The organism is Bacillus sp. NP247 (assembly GCF_018966865.1).
In the GTDB taxonomy this organism is placed as follows: Bacteria; Bacillota; Bacilli; order Bacillales; family Bacillaceae_G; genus Bacillus_A.
This window is the reverse complement of record NZ_CP076653.1, coordinates 3,546,223-3,563,283: the sequence shown is the minus strand read 5'-3', so window position 1 is coordinate 3,563,283 and position 17,061 is coordinate 3,546,223. Positions and strand designations below refer to the sequence as shown.

Annotated in this window: 11 protein-coding genes; 4 read left to right on the top strand and 7 right to left on the bottom strand. The window is 35.0% G+C overall.

Annotated features, from left to right (window positions below; all coding sequences use genetic code 11):
• Positions 1 to 10: 10 nt before the first annotated feature.
• A complete protein-coding gene (locus KPL75_RS18595) occupies positions 11 to 889 on the top strand; it encodes an accessory Sec system S-layer assembly protein (RefSeq protein ID WP_219917290.1) in 879 nt (292 codons plus the stop codon).
• 64 nt (positions 890 to 953) lie between these two features.
• Here KPL75_RS18595 and KPL75_RS18590 read toward each other — a convergent pair whose 3' ends face one another.
• Both KPL75_RS18590 and KPL75_RS18585 read right to left on the bottom strand, forming a co-directional pair.
• Positions 954 to 1,322 carry a hypothetical protein gene (locus tag KPL75_RS18590; RefSeq protein ID WP_219917289.1) on the bottom strand — a complete coding sequence of 123 codons (369 nt, stop codon included), beginning with the start codon at positions 1,320 to 1,322 and terminating at the stop codon, positions 954 to 956.
• A 227-nt stretch (positions 1,323 to 1,549) separates the two neighbouring features.
• A complete protein-coding gene (locus tag KPL75_RS18585) occupies positions 1,550 to 3,028 on the bottom strand; it encodes a SulP family inorganic anion transporter (RefSeq protein ID WP_219917288.1) in 1,479 nt (492 codons plus the stop codon).
• 387 nt (positions 3,029 to 3,415) lie between these two features.
• On the opposite strand from KPL75_RS18585, the gene KPL75_RS18580 reads away from it, so the two are divergent.
• Complete coding sequence (locus KPL75_RS18580) at positions 3,416 to 3,886, top strand: hypothetical protein (protein WP_219917287.1); 471 nt, start codon at positions 3,416 to 3,418, stop codon at positions 3,884 to 3,886.
• Between the two features lie 149 nt (positions 3,887 to 4,035).
• On the opposite strand, the gene KPL75_RS18575 is transcribed toward KPL75_RS18580, so the two are convergent.
• Positions 4,036 to 4,854 carry a MerR family transcriptional regulator gene (locus tag KPL75_RS18575; protein WP_219917286.1) on the bottom strand — a complete coding sequence of 273 codons (819 nt, stop codon included), beginning with the start codon at positions 4,852 to 4,854 and terminating at the stop codon, positions 4,036 to 4,038.
• 109 nt (positions 4,855 to 4,963) lie between these two features.
• Between KPL75_RS18575 and KPL75_RS18570 the strand changes: the two genes are divergently transcribed.
• Together KPL75_RS18570 and KPL75_RS18565 are read left to right on the top strand one after the other, a co-directional pair.
• Positions 4,964 to 5,596, top strand: coding sequence for a GNAT family N-acetyltransferase (locus KPL75_RS18570; RefSeq protein ID WP_219917285.1), 633 nt, complete (start codon positions 4,964 to 4,966; stop codon positions 5,594 to 5,596).
• Between the two features lie 199 nt (positions 5,597 to 5,795).
• Positions 5,796 to 6,401: a DedA family protein gene (locus tag KPL75_RS18565; protein WP_219917284.1), complete on the top strand. Its 606-nt coding sequence runs from the start codon at positions 5,796 to 5,798 to the stop codon at positions 6,399 to 6,401.
• Positions 6,402 to 6,559: 158 nt separating this feature from the next.
• Here KPL75_RS18565 and KPL75_RS18560 read toward each other — a convergent pair whose 3' ends face one another.
• The 4 genes from KPL75_RS18560 to KPL75_RS18545 form a co-directional block, all read right to left on the bottom strand.
• A complete protein-coding gene (locus tag KPL75_RS18560; RefSeq protein ID WP_219917283.1) occupies positions 6,560 to 8,965 on the bottom strand; it encodes a Cna B-type domain-containing protein in 2,406 nt (801 codons plus the stop codon).
• Between the two features lie 609 nt (positions 8,966 to 9,574).
• Positions 9,575 to 11,131 carry a fatty acid--CoA ligase gene (locus tag KPL75_RS18555; protein WP_219917282.1) on the bottom strand — a complete coding sequence of 519 codons (1,557 nt, stop codon included), beginning with the start codon at positions 11,129 to 11,131 and terminating at the stop codon, positions 9,575 to 9,577.
• Between the two features lie 274 nt (positions 11,132 to 11,405).
• Positions 11,406 to 12,896 (bottom strand): coproporphyrinogen III oxidase, encoded by a 1,491-nt coding sequence (locus tag KPL75_RS18550; RefSeq protein ID WP_219921130.1) that lies wholly within the window; start codon positions 12,894 to 12,896, stop codon positions 11,406 to 11,408.
• A 141-nt stretch (positions 12,897 to 13,037) separates the two neighbouring features.
• Positions 13,038 to 16,874 carry a SpaA isopeptide-forming pilin-related protein gene (locus KPL75_RS18545; RefSeq protein ID WP_219917281.1) on the bottom strand — a complete coding sequence of 1,279 codons (3,837 nt, stop codon included), beginning with the start codon at positions 16,872 to 16,874 and terminating at the stop codon, positions 13,038 to 13,040.
• Positions 16,875 to 17,061: the final 187 nt, after the last annotated feature.

Below are 17,061 nucleotides of genomic sequence, written 5' to 3'. Positions count from 1 at the left end.
GGTGAATTACATGTTATCGTTTTTAAAAAGAGCAAAGAAAAAAGGAAAGGACACTGTCGTTTCTAGTTCTCAACTATTGGGCGGAGAAGAAGCTCCACTAAAAAGTAAAAATGTAAAACCTACACTTTACTTCCATCCTTCATGGGGTGAGGTTGTACAAGAGCAAAAATATATTTATCAATTTTTACATAAGTCGTTACCTAGCTTACAAGAAAATCAAATTTCATTGGCCGGTATCGAGGCAGAACGACGTGATAATACTTATTATATTACGACGTTCATTCGCAATAGTGTATCGCAACCTATTTCATTCGAAACAATTACTCTATTACTATTAAACAAAGATGATGAAATTTGCGCGCGTGAAACATTTAATCTATCTACGCTAGAAGATATCCCTTCAAATGTGAATATGCCATGGACATTTACATTTGAAGAGTCTACAATGACTGATGCTAAATTGTCTGCAGAAGATTGGCAATTAGCGTTTGAATTCAAGAAAGAACATACTTTAGATCTAGATCCTGCGTGGGCAGCCCAACTAGCAGACTCCGCCAAGGAGAAATTACAAGATCTTATTGCAGGCCTTACACCACCTAAAGAAAATGAGCTTAATTTCTTAGGATTACAAGCTCGTCTAGCAGAAAACAATGGCTTACATACAACAATTTTACTGCGTAATGGTCACAATCGAAATGTAACAATAGAGCAGTTGCCGCTACATATCTCAGATGCGACTGGGAATGTTATCGCAAAAGCCAGTTTCAATCTGAAGAACTTTGAAATAAAAGCGAATTCAACAAAACCGTGGACATTTACTTTCCCTACAACTGTAGCTGCTCAACAAGACATTGATTTATCAACATGGACAGCATTTGTTCCGAAATAAAACTAAATAAAAACAAGTCGTACTTTCTTACATATACGACTTGTTTTTTTATGTAAAATGTTATTTAATTCATTTTCAAACGCTCAATATGATACTCAGCTTCTAGTTTACACATTTCATCTATATGCTTTATTTCATTCTTTTTTAACAACTCTAATTGCTCTTCAGTTGGATCTTCATTAATAAACTCGTTAATTTTTTCATTTACTTTCATTGCTAATGCTTGATGGAAATCTGGATGTCCTTTCAACTCATCATCAACTTTATTAATCCAAGTCGATTTTGTGTATAAATATTGTTTCCACTGTTCAACAAATTGTTGCATGTCAAACTTTTCTTCGTTCCATTCAATATCCTTCATATATTTCTCAAAAGAAGCAACAATTGAACGTGTAATCCCGATTTTCACTCCATGTGGTAACTGTTTGTACATCAAATATTCCCTCCAACTTAAAGCGATTCCTTTCAAATACAAGAAAATCTTAAAATTCATATACTATTTATCATACTGTTAATCTAAGATGTTACTATACTGCTTAGTTTATCAATTGTCAATAAACGTATAACATCTAGATATATGGATTTTACACATAATAAACCCAGTAAAAATAATAAGGACTTTCACACTCTACAAAGCATTCCGTGTGAAAGCCCTTATTATTATATCGTTTTAATTTCCGAAAATCGTAATTTCTCTTTTTGCTCATCATTCGCCATCATCACTATCGTTTTTTCAACATGCGGTTGTACATGTTCAAGTGTCACACTCGCTCCTAATTTATCCGATTGCTCAACAAAGTTTAATAATGCCATAGCTCCTGATACATCCATATAGCGTACATCTTTCATACGTAAACTAACTGGTGACTTCACATCTTGTAAAGAAGCAAAAATACGATCTACTGATAGAAATGAAAGTGGTCCCTGAATTGTATACGTCGCTTCTTTTTCTTTTATAATAGAAGCTTTACGTTCTTTACACTTCACCATGTATATAATGAAAGAAAGAATAATGCCAAATGCAACAGCAACCATTAAATCGAATTTTACTGTCACAAACATCGTCACGAACATAACAATCACATCGCCTCTCGGTGCTACATGCACTTTCCTCATGCTTTCCCAATCAAACATACCTATGCCAGTTAAAATTAAAATACCTGATAATACAGCAAGTGGAATATATTGTACGACTGAACCGAGTCCCATAATGAAAATAAATAAGATGACACTATGCATACAAGCTGAAAGTGCCGTCTTCCCCCCGCTTCTTATATTGACGATAGATCTAACAGTTGCACCTGCTCCTGCTAATCCGCCGAACAAACCGCTCGCAATATTACCAATACCTTGTCCGATTAACTCTTTATTACTTTTATGACGTGTCCCCGTCACATTATCCATTACGACAGACGTTAATAATGAGTCAATTGATCCTAGTAAAGCAATACTAAGTGCTGGTAATACAAGTGCTAACATGCCATTTGCGTCTAAATTCGGTACGTGAAGAGATGGCATCGCCTCTGGAATTGCACCAATCTTTTCAATCATCTTATTTAAAGAAAGAGTTCCTACAACTGGTAAGTTTACCGTAATTCCTTGTAGCATAGAAGAAAATAACGGCAACGTTACTGTAACACCTACTAATGCTACTAAACTTGATGGAATGGCCTTAATCCATTTTCCAGAAACAATCATTACAATGATCGTTAATAACACAAGTAGAAAGCTATTTTGTACGTGCTTCATTTCACCTAAAATAATAATCAGTGCAATTCCGTTCATAAATCCAGAAACAACAGGATATGGAATGTAACGAACGTAAGAGCCGAGCTTACATACACCAAATAAGATTTGAAATAACCCTGCCATCATAAATGCAATAAAACTTGCTTCTAATCCGTGAGTTGCAATAACGCCTGTTGCAATAACTGTAATCGGCCCAGTTGGCCCCGTTACTTGCCCCGGTGTACCACCAAATAGCGCTGCAAACAAACCAGCAAAAATCGCACCATATAGTCCAACTAACGCTCCCTCAGACGTTCCAGTTGCGGCAATACCAAATGCAATTGCTAGCGGCAAAGCAACAATCGCAACAGTAAACCCTGCTAAACATTCCTTTGCTGTTTTTTGAAACATATAAATAACCACCTTTGTATAAAGTGAAACTTTAATCAGTGGGGGGTTTTGTTCATCCCCCACTGATTATTAGTTGAACCAATCGGGCGTTTACAGGCAGCCCGACTCCCACCTAACTTCCCCGCATTCGCCAAAATTTGAGGTGGGAGTCTTACTGCCCGCAAATAGCGGGATAAAGTCCACATTCCATTGTACATCTAAAACAAATCATTCGTTAGCGTATTTATAAAAAACTCTTTACAGTATCGTGAAGTAAACGTCTACATTTATAAATAGCCTTCCCAAGTCAACCTAAAAAACAGCAATATGACGAATCTACCTTTGGAAACAAACTTGACTATGCTATAATAAACAAATTAAATCTTTTACTATATACTTGGAGGCACTATGCTAACTTTTGAAGAAAAATTATCAATTATTGAATCTTTCCCGGAATTAGAAAGAAAGAACGTATCATTAAAACGCGTAAACTTTCACTTTGAAGAAAGTCGTTTAGATAAAAAGAACGTTGTATATCATTTACACCCAAATGGAAACGGATTTGTATATGCAAACTTTATTAAAGGTTATAAAACAGATGATAAAGGCATGATTAACATCCGTGAGTTTTCAGAAGAAGAACTGCGTTCATTAATTGAAAAAGTAATTGAACGTCTATCACAGGAGCAAGAGGAAATTGTAGCACCAATGGAACCTGCTGCCGAAGAGGAATGGCGTAATGAAGACGGTCATATCCTAACTCTTATCTCAGAGGATGACATGTGGAACGCTTACGCTGGCGTAAACTTAGACGGTACATTCAACTCTTATCCAGAAGCTGCGGAATACCTTGATGAAGAAGGTTTCTCACGTAAATAATACGTTCCTTGCTACTCATGAGGCCGTCCCATTTTTTTTGGGACGGCCTCTTTTTATTAATAAATAGGCTATCATTGTCGTATTTTGCAGTTAAGTCGATATATTTAGGGTTAGGCTTTTGAGACAGTCCCCTCCCTAAAATTATGGAATCAAAACTTCTTATTCTCACTATCCCCTATAAAAATTTGAATTTGACAACTATAAGACTCCGTACTAAAAAAATCATTAACTAACTCTACTTCAATAAAACTCTCCACTTCTATATTATTTTCTTTTATATATTTAATTATAGTATTCCAACGTTCTTCTTCATTTTCTTTACTATACGCTAATGTTACATAGTTCCCGCCCGGTAATACTTTTATATTTTGCATCTCTTCCATATGTACATGATCTTGTACCTTATTAAAAACATACTTCGGTTCTACATCCCACTTTTCATTGACATTGTATAGAATACCCATTTCCATTGCCATTTTCTCTTCATAATCTTGAATAGTTTTCTCTAAATCAGAATAATAAAGTAACTCCTGTAAACTCCCCACTTCTTTACAAGGCGCTACAATGACATAACGCTGTTCAAAGAACTTAATAGATATTTCATCATTATTTAATATATCCTGCGAACTTCCTACCTTCTCATTTAAACAATCAATCGTTTCGATTACTTCTTTCATTTTCTTTATATTTTCTTCCGCTTCCTCTCTCTTCAATTGTAAAAATTGCAGCAATTTATCTGTATTACATTCCTTAAAAATCTTTTGAAGTTCTACTATACTGGTGTTTAGCTCTCTACAGCTTTTTATAATATCAATGTGAATAAATTGCTCTATAGAGTAATACCTATATCCTGTTGATTCATCAATTTGTTTTGGAATAAGAATCCCCATCTTATGATAGTACCTTAATGCTTTTATCGTTATATCCTTTATTTTTGCAACTTCTCCAATAGAAAATAATTTTTTCACCTGAATCTCTTCCTTTATATTTTTTCTCTCATTACCATTGACTCTCCCCTTAGAGGAGACCTTACTATTTATAATAAGTTATTTACATTAATAAAAGGAGTATACAATTATGAACACAGTAAAATATAGAGCTCTTGTTAAGGAAGACTATGAACCTATAAAACATTTAATTGGTGAGGCATTTGGATTTAATCAATTCATTACAGATAAAAAATTTTTAAATTCACTTTTAAACTTCTATCTACAAAGTTGTATTTTAGGCAGTTCCTTTAGTAAGGTAGCTGAAAAAGATAATAAAATTATCGGTGTCATTTTAGGCGATTCTGAAAAAGATAAAAACCGTTTAAAGAGATTTCATAATATTTTTAGCTTTGCCTATAACACGCTTAAACTATTCATGACTAATAAAGAGAATAGAGAATTTTTAAAAGCATTTATAAAAGTTCAAAAAACATATAAAGAACTCATTCAAGGAAAAGAAGATCATTTTCAAGGATGCATACAATTATTCATCGTATCCGAAGAATCTAGAGGTCTTGGAGTTGGGAAATCTTTATTAAATCACTTATTCCAATACATGACAAAAGAAGATGTTACATCTTTATATTTATATACAGATAATGAATGCAACTATGGATTTTATGACAAACAAAACTTCCAACGTATACAAGAAAAAGCCGTTAATTTCGGACCAAAAGAAGAAGATTTCAACATATTTTTATACCGCTATGACTTTAACTAATAGCAACATTTACACTTCGACGCTCTTTGCTAATTAGCAAAGAGCTATATTAAGTATGATATCACTCGCGAGTGGTTATCAAAAAATCATACTAGCTTAAATCCTCCAGCCAAACTCTTCTACTACTATTGTTTGAATTCGATTAGTGCGAAAAAGAGGAAGATTTGTAACAACTTCAATTTAAAAAGGAGTACACAACATGGAATGGATTCACGAATTATTTCAGCAATATGGATATTATGTAGTACTTGTTGGGTTACTTTTAGAATATATTGCTCTTCCGTTTCCCGGAGAGCCGACATTAGCCTATGCAGGATTTTTATCACATCAAGGTGATTTAAGTTTACCAATTTTAATTATTTTATCTTTTATTGGGACAAGCGTAGGTATGACATTCCAATACTTTTTAGGAAATAAACTTGGCATGCCTTTCATTCAGAAATATGGGAAATATGTATTTTTAACAGAACGGAAAATTAATTTAACGAAAATGTGGTTTGATAAATACGGATATTTTCTAATCTTTGTCGCCTTTTTCATTCCAGGCGTTCGCCACTTCACAGGATACTTTGCAGGAATTATCAACTTACCGTTTCGCCGCTTTGCGATGACAATTTATTCAGGCGCCCTATTTTGGGTATCCTCCTTCTTAATCGGTGGTTACTGGTTAGGGGAAAACTTAGAAGATATATTCCTAGTACTTGAACAACACATTTGGAAAATTATCTTCGGTATTATTATCATTACGCTAATCACCCGATTTCGTAAAAAATTAAAGCATGTGGTTTTAAAATGTATAAAGTGAAACTTTAATCAGTAGGGGTTTTGTGCATCCTCCACTGATTATTAGCCCTCACCGATCCGGCATTTACGGGCAGTAAGGCTCCCACTTAGCTGTTCACAAAAATAATAAAAAGCGGAGACCCATAGTCTCCGCTTTTTCACATACATTTTGTTTCCGAACTAACTCTCACGCTCATTAATTTTTTTACGTCTAAACAACATCGCTCCAAAAATTAATGCGAACATACCCGCAATAATAGAAGTAGATTCAGTTGATGCTCCCCCTGTTTGAGGAAGTAATTTGGATTGCTTATTATTTTCTTTACTAGATGGTACTTCTACTTTATCTTGTACATCTTGTTTATTTGATACTTCCGGTTTCTCTGTTACCTCTGGTTTTTCTAACACATTTGGTTCTTCTGTCACCTTTGGTGTTTCCGGTTTTAATGACTCTTCTATTTCTTCTGTTGTTTCTTCTTCAATCTTTTCTTCTTGTTCTGGTGTTACTAAAATTTCCGGTTTTTCTGTTACCTCTGGTTTTTCTAGTACATTTGATTCTTCTGTCACCTTTGGTGTTTCCGGTTTTAATGACTCTTCTATTTCTTCTGTTGTTTCTTCTTCAATCTTTTCTTCTTGTTCTGGTGTTACTAAAATTTCCGGTTTCTCTGTTACCTCTGGTTTTTCTAGTACATTTGATTCTTCTGTCACCTTTGGTGTTTCTGGTTTTAATGACTCTTCTATTTCTTCTGTTGTTTCTTCTTCAATCTTTTCTTCTTCTTCTGGTTTCACCCAGATTTCCGGTTTATCTGTAACTTCTGGCTTCTCTAGTTCGTTCGGCCCCTCTGTTACCTTTGGCTCTTCCGGCTTTTCTTCTTTTAACTCTTCTGTTGTTTCTTCTTCAACTTTCTCTTCTTCTGGTTTCACCCAGATTTCCGGCTTTTCTTTCTCCTCTGGATTCTCAAGAACATTCGATTCTTCTGTCACCTTTGGTTCTTCCGGTTTTGCTGAGTGTTCCAGTTCTTCTGTCGTTTCTACTTCCCCTTGCTCTTCTACTTCTGTTGCTTCATGCATCTTTATATTCGTAATATCATATCCACTAACTTTCGATTGATATCCTGATACTGGTTGTTCTTTCACTTCATACTTATAAGTTTTTCCTTCAGTATCATATGTTTGTAAGTTATTAAACTCATATTTCCAACCATTTGCTGCCGTTACTTCTTTCGTTGTGATCACTTTACCACTTTGCAGTAAATCTACTTTAATTGTTTCCGGGCGATCGTTTACTTTGTCGCCTTCCCACGTTTTCGTTCCTGTAACTGATGTAGTTTTCAACTTATTTGGAACCATAAGTTTTATTCCATTTACAGCATCCTTCTTAATCGTAACGGGAATTTTTGCGTTTGGATCAAACTCTACATAGTTCGGTGCTGAAATTTCTTGCACATAATAATTACCCGGAGTAAGGTTTGGTGCTTCAACTACTCCATCTTTATTTGTTGTATAAGAATCACCGATTTGCTGACCTGATTCTGTGTACAATTTAAAAGACACACCCGGGATAACTTTCCCTTCGTTTCCTTCAATATGCTTAACAATTTGCAGCGTTCCTTTTGCCGGTAACTTCCCTTCAACTTCGCCATCGAATGCTATATTTTCAACCTTTACACTATTAGATTCAGAAGTAGGCTTCTCATATAAAATTTGATAATTAAGTTTATAGTCATTCTGTAAATGTTTTAACTTTTTCCCGGCATCAGTAATCGTTGATGTATAGGCAACAGTAAATGAATTAGCATTCCCCATATGTCTATAAATCACGACTTCAAATGAATTATCACTAGCAAATGTAATATATCCATAACCTCGCTCTTGAAATTGTTTAAGAGACAAAGATTCTTTATTACTAATATTAATAGTAAAGCTGTCTTTATTAAGCATTTGACCTTCTTGTAATGTATCTTTCAAAACGATATTGTCATGTAAATATTGTTTCTTCAAATTTATATTTAGAAACCAGCGTACTTCATTACTTTTATTTGGCTGAATATCACCAGATTTATAGAAAAAGTACCCAGGCTCTTGCCCCTCACTTTTTGGGTGAGTAATGCTTACCGTTTGTTTTTCTAAACTTGTTCCTAAATTCGTTTGTACATCTTTCGTTGTTCCAACTTCTACATTAGTACCTTGAACAGTAAAACTAAACTTCCCTCTAATATCTTCAAGCTGCTCTACTGTATCATTAAACGTACAGACCACATTATTTTTATTAATCTGGCAAGTACCAAAAACGCGCCCTTTTTCATCCTTTAAGGGAATCGTTCCACTATATCCATTTAATTCTGGAGGAAGTGCTAACGTTAATGTATCCCCAGACTTCATCTTCTTTCCGGGTTTTTCACTAAAGTTTACATGTATGCTAGTCTTGTCCCCGTAATTTAATTTTGTTTTTTCAAATGCAAAACTATCAACAAATCCTGTTGTGTTTAATTCTTGAGCATGACTTATAATAGGCATAAAAACTTGCCCAATAATAACAGTAAAAATAAAACAAATTACAGATATTCTTTTTAAATATGTACTCATAAAGCCTCCATTTTTAGTAATTACATTTTTCTGTCGTGAGATTGTTCTCACCCTAAACTAACCCTTAAAGTTAAAACTAAAGATTATTTGCAGCATCAAACTAGCCTTAGTGATTTAACATAAAGCAGTAAAGGACATGGTTAATTAGTCATTTACTTGAACTTCTCCTTTTGGGCAGCCAACAATAAATATTAGTACTTATGAAAATGCATTACAAGACTGTTCATTTACGCGTCAATTTGTTACTATGTTAGTAGTAACCAAAATACACCGAGTGACTATTTAATTCATATGGTCATCTGATGATTGATTATCTTTCTTCTTCAAATATACTCCACCACATTCTCCTCTAATAACTTTATTCCACTCACACTAAAATTATTATTTCAATATCTATAAAATCTATCTCCTAATTTCATCACGCCCTTACTTAAAGCGAATAACACACATTTAAAATCACGATGTCACGATAAAAATATTTTTATATAACAATAAAAGTATTTATAAATAGAAGATACATACTATTTTTTTAATCATTTTCAAAAAAATAAGGCTACCTTTCCTAATTAAGAAAGATAGCCTTATTTGTATAGAAGACCGCTCTACCGCCTAGTTTTTCGCGCCTTTCAACGACTCTCTCAGCACAAATTTTTGTAATTTTCCACTCGCATTACGCGGAAGTTCATCCACAAATAAATAATGACGTGGACGTTTATAGTCTGCTAATTCATCACTTTCTTTACAATATGTTTCTAAATCAGCTTCTGTAATCATTTCATCTTTCTTTACAACGACGGCAACGACACGTTCTCCCCATAGTTCATCTGGCTCCCCAAGCACTGCAACATCTAATACACCAGGGTGACTATGAAGGAAATCTTCAATTTCGCGAGGATAAATATTTACGCCACCGCTAATTACCATATCATCAACGCGGTCTGCAACGAATAAATAGCCATCTTTATCGAAGTAGCCTAAATCACCAGAATGATACCATCCTTTATACATCGATTTTTTATTTGCTTCTTCTCGATTATGATAACCAGCCATCATAGTTGGTCCGCGTAAAATAATTTCTCCTACTTCATAAGGAGATAACATATCATCTGGCTCTGCCGGTGCATCTTCGTTCGGTTTGACGATTCGAATTTCATGGCTAAAGCACGGTGTTCCTGCTGAACCAGCTTTCGTAATTTGATCCTCTTCTACAAGAAACGCAACAACTGGTCCCATTTCTGTCATCCCGTAAATTTGGACAAGATCAATATAAAGACGCTCTTTACATTCCTTCACTAACGCTGGAGCCATCGCAGCCCCGCCATATACACCGATTTTCATCGAAGTTAAATCATACTCGGCTAGATCTTTTTGCAGTAACATATTCCACATCGTCGGTGCTGCAAAAAACGTCGTAATTTTCTCTTCTTGAATGGTATGTAATACTCTATCCGTATCAAAATGATGTAAAATAACATTCTTTCCGCCAACTTGAATGCGCGGTATTATTCCGGCATTTAACTCGCCGCAATGATATAAAGGCGCGACTACAAGACCGACGCTATCTCTATTATATTTTATGAAATACGTACAAATCATACTATGCTCAGCCATATCACGATGGCGATGTAGTACGCCTTTCGGATGACCCGTCGTACCACTCGTATAAAGCATAGAGCAATAATCCATTTCATCGACTACAATATCTACTTCTTCAGCTGATGCTTCATTTACTTTTTCATGGTAGGAACTAGCATAGGAAGGTGCATCGTCTTCTACATACCAAAAAGACGAATTTGGAAAATCTCGTTCAACTATAGCAACAGTTGATTCGACTGCTTTTTCAAAGACAACTACTTTCGAGGCTGCATCTTGGAGGATATACGATAATTCTTTTGCTTTTAAGCGGAAATTAATTGGGTTAAATATCGCGCCAATTTTCGCACAGGCTAAGTAAACGTTTACAAATTCACGGCAATTATATAAGTAAACAGATACACAATCTCCCTTTCTTACGCCTTCTTTCAATAGAGCTTGCGCCGTTTTATTTATTTGCTCATCCCACTGTTTATATGTCCAACGAATATTTTTTTCTGGTTCTACTAACGCCTCTTTATTCGGATACTTGCCAACTGCTAAATCAAAAATTCTCCCTATCGTCATGTACATGCCAACAATTTCCCCCTTTTCTCTTTCATAAATCTATCATTTCGTCTATAAGTAGACATTGTCCTTTAATAATCCGACTAATTTTTCTGATTATTATCGACATAGTTTTACAAACCTTGGCCCTTAACGATAAATGAAATTATATTAACGATTTTTCGAATATATCAACCGCAACTCAATTTATATCAACGATTTTTAAAAATATATCGACTTGCCGACAGAAACTGACAATATAAAAAAGAGGTTGTTCCAACTCGGAACAACCTCCTTCCTCTTACACGAATAGCTCTTCTAAAATTTTCAGTTTATCTTCTGTATATTTCACGAAGCCATCGTTATATGATTTTGGATCTTTCGGATTTGCAAAGTGTGTAATTGCTCCTGTTTGTGGGTGAACAAATTTACTTGATGCACCGCAACCAAGTCCGATAATCGATTGTACTTCTTCCATAATAACAATATTGTAGATACTTTCTTGCGTAGGCATTGCATACCCAACGTTTTCTAAGTTACCTAAAATATTCTTTTGACGATATAAATAGTATGGCACGTAATTGTGGTTCTTCGTCCACTCTTCCGCCTCATGCATCATCGCAGTAATTTCTTCGCGACCTGCTACTTTATATTTACGTTTGTTTTGCGTCATTTCAGAAGCACGTTTAAATGATAACGTATGAACTGTTAACGATTCTGGCATTAACTTTTCTGTTTCATCTAACGTATGCTTAAAGATATCTAATCCTTCACCAGGAAGACCAATAATTAAGTCCATGTTAATATTGTTCATTCCCATTTCACGTGCTAAATGATACTTTTCAATCGTTTCTTCTACAGTGTGATGACGTCCAATTGCTTTTAGCGTCTCTTGATGGTATGACTGCGGATTAATACTAATACGGTCAATGTTCCATTTATTTAACACTTCTAGCTTTGCTGGCGTGATCGTATCTGGGCGACCTGCCTCAACTGTTACTTCACGTACATCTTTCACATCTGGGAACGCTTCGTACATTTCTTCATAAAGCATATCCATCTCTTCTGCTGTAATACTCGTCGGTGTACCACCGCCGTAATAAATCGTCGTAACTGTAACACCTTTTTCTTTTAAAAACTTACCAATTTCACGAACTTCATAATGTAACCCGCCTAAGAACGAATCAACTGACCCTTGGCGTCCGTTAATTGCATAAGCTGGGAACGTACAGTACGCACATTTTGTAGGACAAAACGGAATACCGATGTAAATACTTACTTCTTCTTTCAAGCGGTATAAATCTGGAACAACCGCTAATTGGCAATCAACAATACGCTGAAGAAGCTCAATTTTCTCTTCATGAATTAAATAACTTTCACGAAGTTCTTTATGCGCTTCTTCTTTTGACATACCATTTTGAAGCAGTTTGTGAAGAAGCTTCGTTGGGCGTACCCCTGTTAAAATTCCCCAGCTCTGTTCAAGTCCAGTTAGCTGTTGAAGTACAGAAAGATATACATAAGAAACAACATGTTTCACTTGCTTCATACGTTCTTTTTCTTCTGTGAAAGCAGATAAATCTTTAGAGAATGTTTCTTCATATACATTTCCAGTCGCAACATCTGTTAAACGAGCCGATGCCGTCACATTACCTTCTATCTGTATATCGACGATAAGATTTGCTTCTTCTTTCTCAAACCCTATCGTGCTCTCTTCAAAAAATAAACCGCCAATATTTTGTAGCGGGCGTAAAAAACGATCATCTTGTAACGTTTTAATTGAAATTAACAACATTATCACCTTTTCATTTGCAAACTCCCTTTAGTTTACTTGAAGGGCGTTTGCAGGTCAATACAGAAGCTTTTACCTTATTTCTTCTATTAAAAACTTAAAGGCATAAGAAATAACATTTCTCTTATGCCTTTTATAAATCTATTAACTATTTTTAATCATAAATCTTAAACGTATTCCTAATAACATAAGAATTACACCTATAAATGGAAGGTAATTCTTATTATGCCCTGTAGCTGGAAGTTTTTGATTATTAGAAACGCCTTGTTCTTTTTCTAGTAAGTTAGGCTTTCCTACTTCTTCACTTGAAGTTTCTGTTCCTTCGCCTGGGCTTTCTGTTTCTTCACCTGGCTTTTCTGTTCCTTCGCCTGGCTTTTCTGTTCCTTCGCCTGGCTTTTCTGTTCCTTCGCCTGGCTTTTCTGTTCCTTCGCCTGGCTTTTCTGTTCCTTCACCTGGCTTTTCTGGACCTTTGCTTGTTTCTTTTTCATTGGTCATTTGAAGCTTTATAACTACTATTTTTTCATTAGAAATCGTAAATTCAATTCCCTTATTAGATAAATTATATCCTTCTGGAGCCTGGACTTCTTTTAAAACGTAATCTCCTGGTTCCAGTTTCTTCGAAGTTGCTTTACCATTTTTATCTGATGTTAATGTGTCTATTTTTATTCCGTCTTTCAGAATTTCAAACACTGCACCTTCTAATTTTTTATCTGTATCATTAGCATCTATCTTTGTAATTTCTACTTGACCTGTGATTTTTTCTTTCACTTTTTCATTCAATATTTCTTGTTTTGCTACTTCATTTGCTACAACATTTACTTTTACTGTAACTTCTACCGCTTTGTAGCCTTCTGGCGCTTTCGTTTCTTCTAACGTGTACTTACCTGGCACTACGTTTTCGAATGTCACAACACCATCTTTATTCGTTGTTTTCGCTTCTCCAACTACTTGACCAGTTTCGTTTTTCAGTCTAAATTCCGCGCCTTCTAGAACCTTCCCACTCTCCGCATCCTTTTTGATTACTTGTAAGCTTCCTAGTTCTTTTGCATTTTCAACTGTTACTGGTACTACTCTGTTCGCTTCAACAGTAACTTCAATTTCTTCTTTTAGTAATTTATATCCTTGTGGTGCTTTCGTTTCTTTTAACGTGTATTTTCCTGGTTCTAATTTTCCAGAGATGACTTTACCTGTTTTATCTGTTTGTAACGTCTCTACTTTCTTACCATCTTTATACACTTCAAATTCTGCGTCTGATAAAAGCTTCATTTTATCGTTTGCATCTACTTTTATGATTTCAAATTGACCAAGGCTCTTACTATTCGTTACTTCTACATCAACAACTTTTTCACCGTCTACTGTTACATGAATTACTTGTTTCGTTAACTCATAACCTTCTGGTGCTTTTGTTTCTTCTAACGTATATTCACCTGGCACTAGTCCGTCTACTTTAACAGTTCCAGACTCATCTGTTGTAATTCCTTCTTTTACAACATATCCTTTAGCATCTTTCAATGTAAATTCTGCGCCTGCTAAACGTTTCGCTTGATCTTTATCATCCGTCTTAATAATTTGTAGAGAACCTAACAACTTTTCGTTTTCTGCCTCTATTTTTACTACTTCTTTCTCATTTTGAATTGTTACTTTCCATTCTTTATTAGAAAGTTTATAGCCCGCTGGTGCTTTCGTCTCTTTCACTGTGTATTCACCTAATGGTAATTTCGGTGACATCACTTTTCCACTCTCATCTGTTTTCAGTTCCGCTACCTTTTTACCATCTTTACACACAGTAAATTCTGCATCTGATAATAGCTTCGTTTTATCCTTCGCATCTACTTTTACGATTTCAAATTGACCCAGAACTTTTTCGTTCATTACTTCCTGTTTTACTACTTCATTTGCTACAACATTTACTTCCACTGTTACTTCTACTGCTTTGTAGCCTTCCGGCGCTTTTGTTTCTTCTAACGTGTACTTACCTGGCACTACGTTTTCGAATGTCACAACACCATCTTTATTCGTTGTTTTCGCTTCTCCAACTACTTGACCAGTTTCGTTTTTTAGTCTGAATTCTGCGCCTTCTAGAACTGTTCCACTCTCTGCATCCTTTTTGATTACTTGTAAGCTTCCTAGTTCTTTCGCATTTTCTACTTGTACTTGTACTACTTTGTTTGCTTCCACAACGACTTCAATTTCTTCTTTTAACAACTTATATCCTTGTGGTGCTTTCGTTTCTTTTAATGTGTATTTTCCTGGTTCTAATTTCTTAGAGATTACTTTACCTGTTTTATCTGTTCGTAATGTATCTATTTTTTCACCATCTTTATACACTTCAAACTCTGCGTCCGATAATAGCTTCGTTTTATCATTCGCATCTACTTTTACGATTTCAAATTGACCTGTTACTTTTTCAACGATCTTTTTATTCAACACATCTACAGTCACTGTTTTATTAGCAGCTACATCAACACGAACTGAGCTAGATGATAGTTCATAACCCTTTGGCGCTTCAACTTCTTTTAATGTATATGTTCCAACTGGAAGGTGTTTGGATAAAGCCTCACCTTTATCGTCTGTAATGATTGTTTCCACAACATTCCCATCTTTATCTATAACATCAAATTTTGCACCTGGTAGAAGTTGACCTGATTCACTATCTTTTTTCAATAATTTAAATTGGCCAGTTTCTACTTTTTTCGTATTCTTCATAACAAGTTCAATTACGTTTGTCTTATTAATTGTTACTTTTACTGGTGTATCAACTGTTATATATCCTTCTGGTGCACTAATTTCTTTTACAAAATAATCACCAAGTGGTAAATCTTTAACTTCCGCAATACCCTTTTCATTCGTTGTAACACTAGCCACAACATTATTTTCTTTGTCTATAACATCAAATTTTGCATCTTTTAAAACAATGTTTTCATCGTTTGCATCAACTTTTTTAATTTGTAAATTTCCTTTTTCCACTGATGGATTTTTCCATTTCGGCCAGTTAAATTTAAAATTATGAACCTCAAATCCATCTCTTTGGTGTAATCCACCAACAAAGGCTTGTCCGTTAATAGAACCACCTTTTGTCTCTACAACTGCATTAGGCGCAAAAACACTTCCTACTACGCCATATCCTTTTGTTGATATCTTTGTAGCATTAGGGAACACCCAAATGACTTTACTAGCTAACTCAGTAAAAAAGGAATTAGGATCATATGGTTGAGATGTATTAACTAATGTGAACCCTCCCTTATCTGTTGTATCATACAAAATTGCACCGCCACCAAAATTCACTTCTTCTGCATCTGAATAAATAACAATAAAGTCTTTATTATCTACATTCGGAAGAAAAACGTCTTTTACATCAAATGTTTTCTTTCCATTTTGGCCTGAAGAAACGTAAATATTAGGGTTATTTACATCTTCACCCATCCCAAAGGTCATATTAGGTTTTGGTTTATCGGTATGTAATTGGCCCGCATCCCCAATTACACCATCAACGTCTTTTCTAAATTCTTTAAATTTAGCATCAATCTCCGCTTGCTCTTTATAAGAGATACGGTCATATGATGATTTCATTGCGCCTTCTGGGTCACCATCTTTTGTCATCGCCACTGTTCCATCTTGGATAATTACTTGCCCTGCTCCCGCTTTCGTAAATTGACCACCTAGTAATAATGATGGATATCCTTCATCTTTCCATTTTGCTCCAGCTAAGTTGTTTGCTCCAGTTGCAGCCGCTACGACTGTATAACTTGATGCGTTCATGTTCTTTTGAACAGCCATCGCACCCTCAATATCCGCACTCGTTGCACTATGATCACCAAAAATGATTGCGTTATAATAAGATGTATCGCCTAAACCTTTTAATTCTGTTGTAGCTGCCTCTGCTTTATACGGTAAATGGATTAAAAAATTCATACATACTAACAATATAATTATAAAACTACTGCATATCTTTTTTACTTTTTGACTTAATGATTTCCTCAAGAAATTCATTCCCCCTTTTCAAATTTCAAAAACTTATAACAAGAAGTACATTTCAGATGTACTTAAAACCTATTCATACTAATTTACAAATAATCCATTTAAATAAAACAAAGAAGCCCTACAACTAATTGGCGAAACTACTACAATTCATTTTTGAGATAATACGTGAACTAAACTAACATGCGGG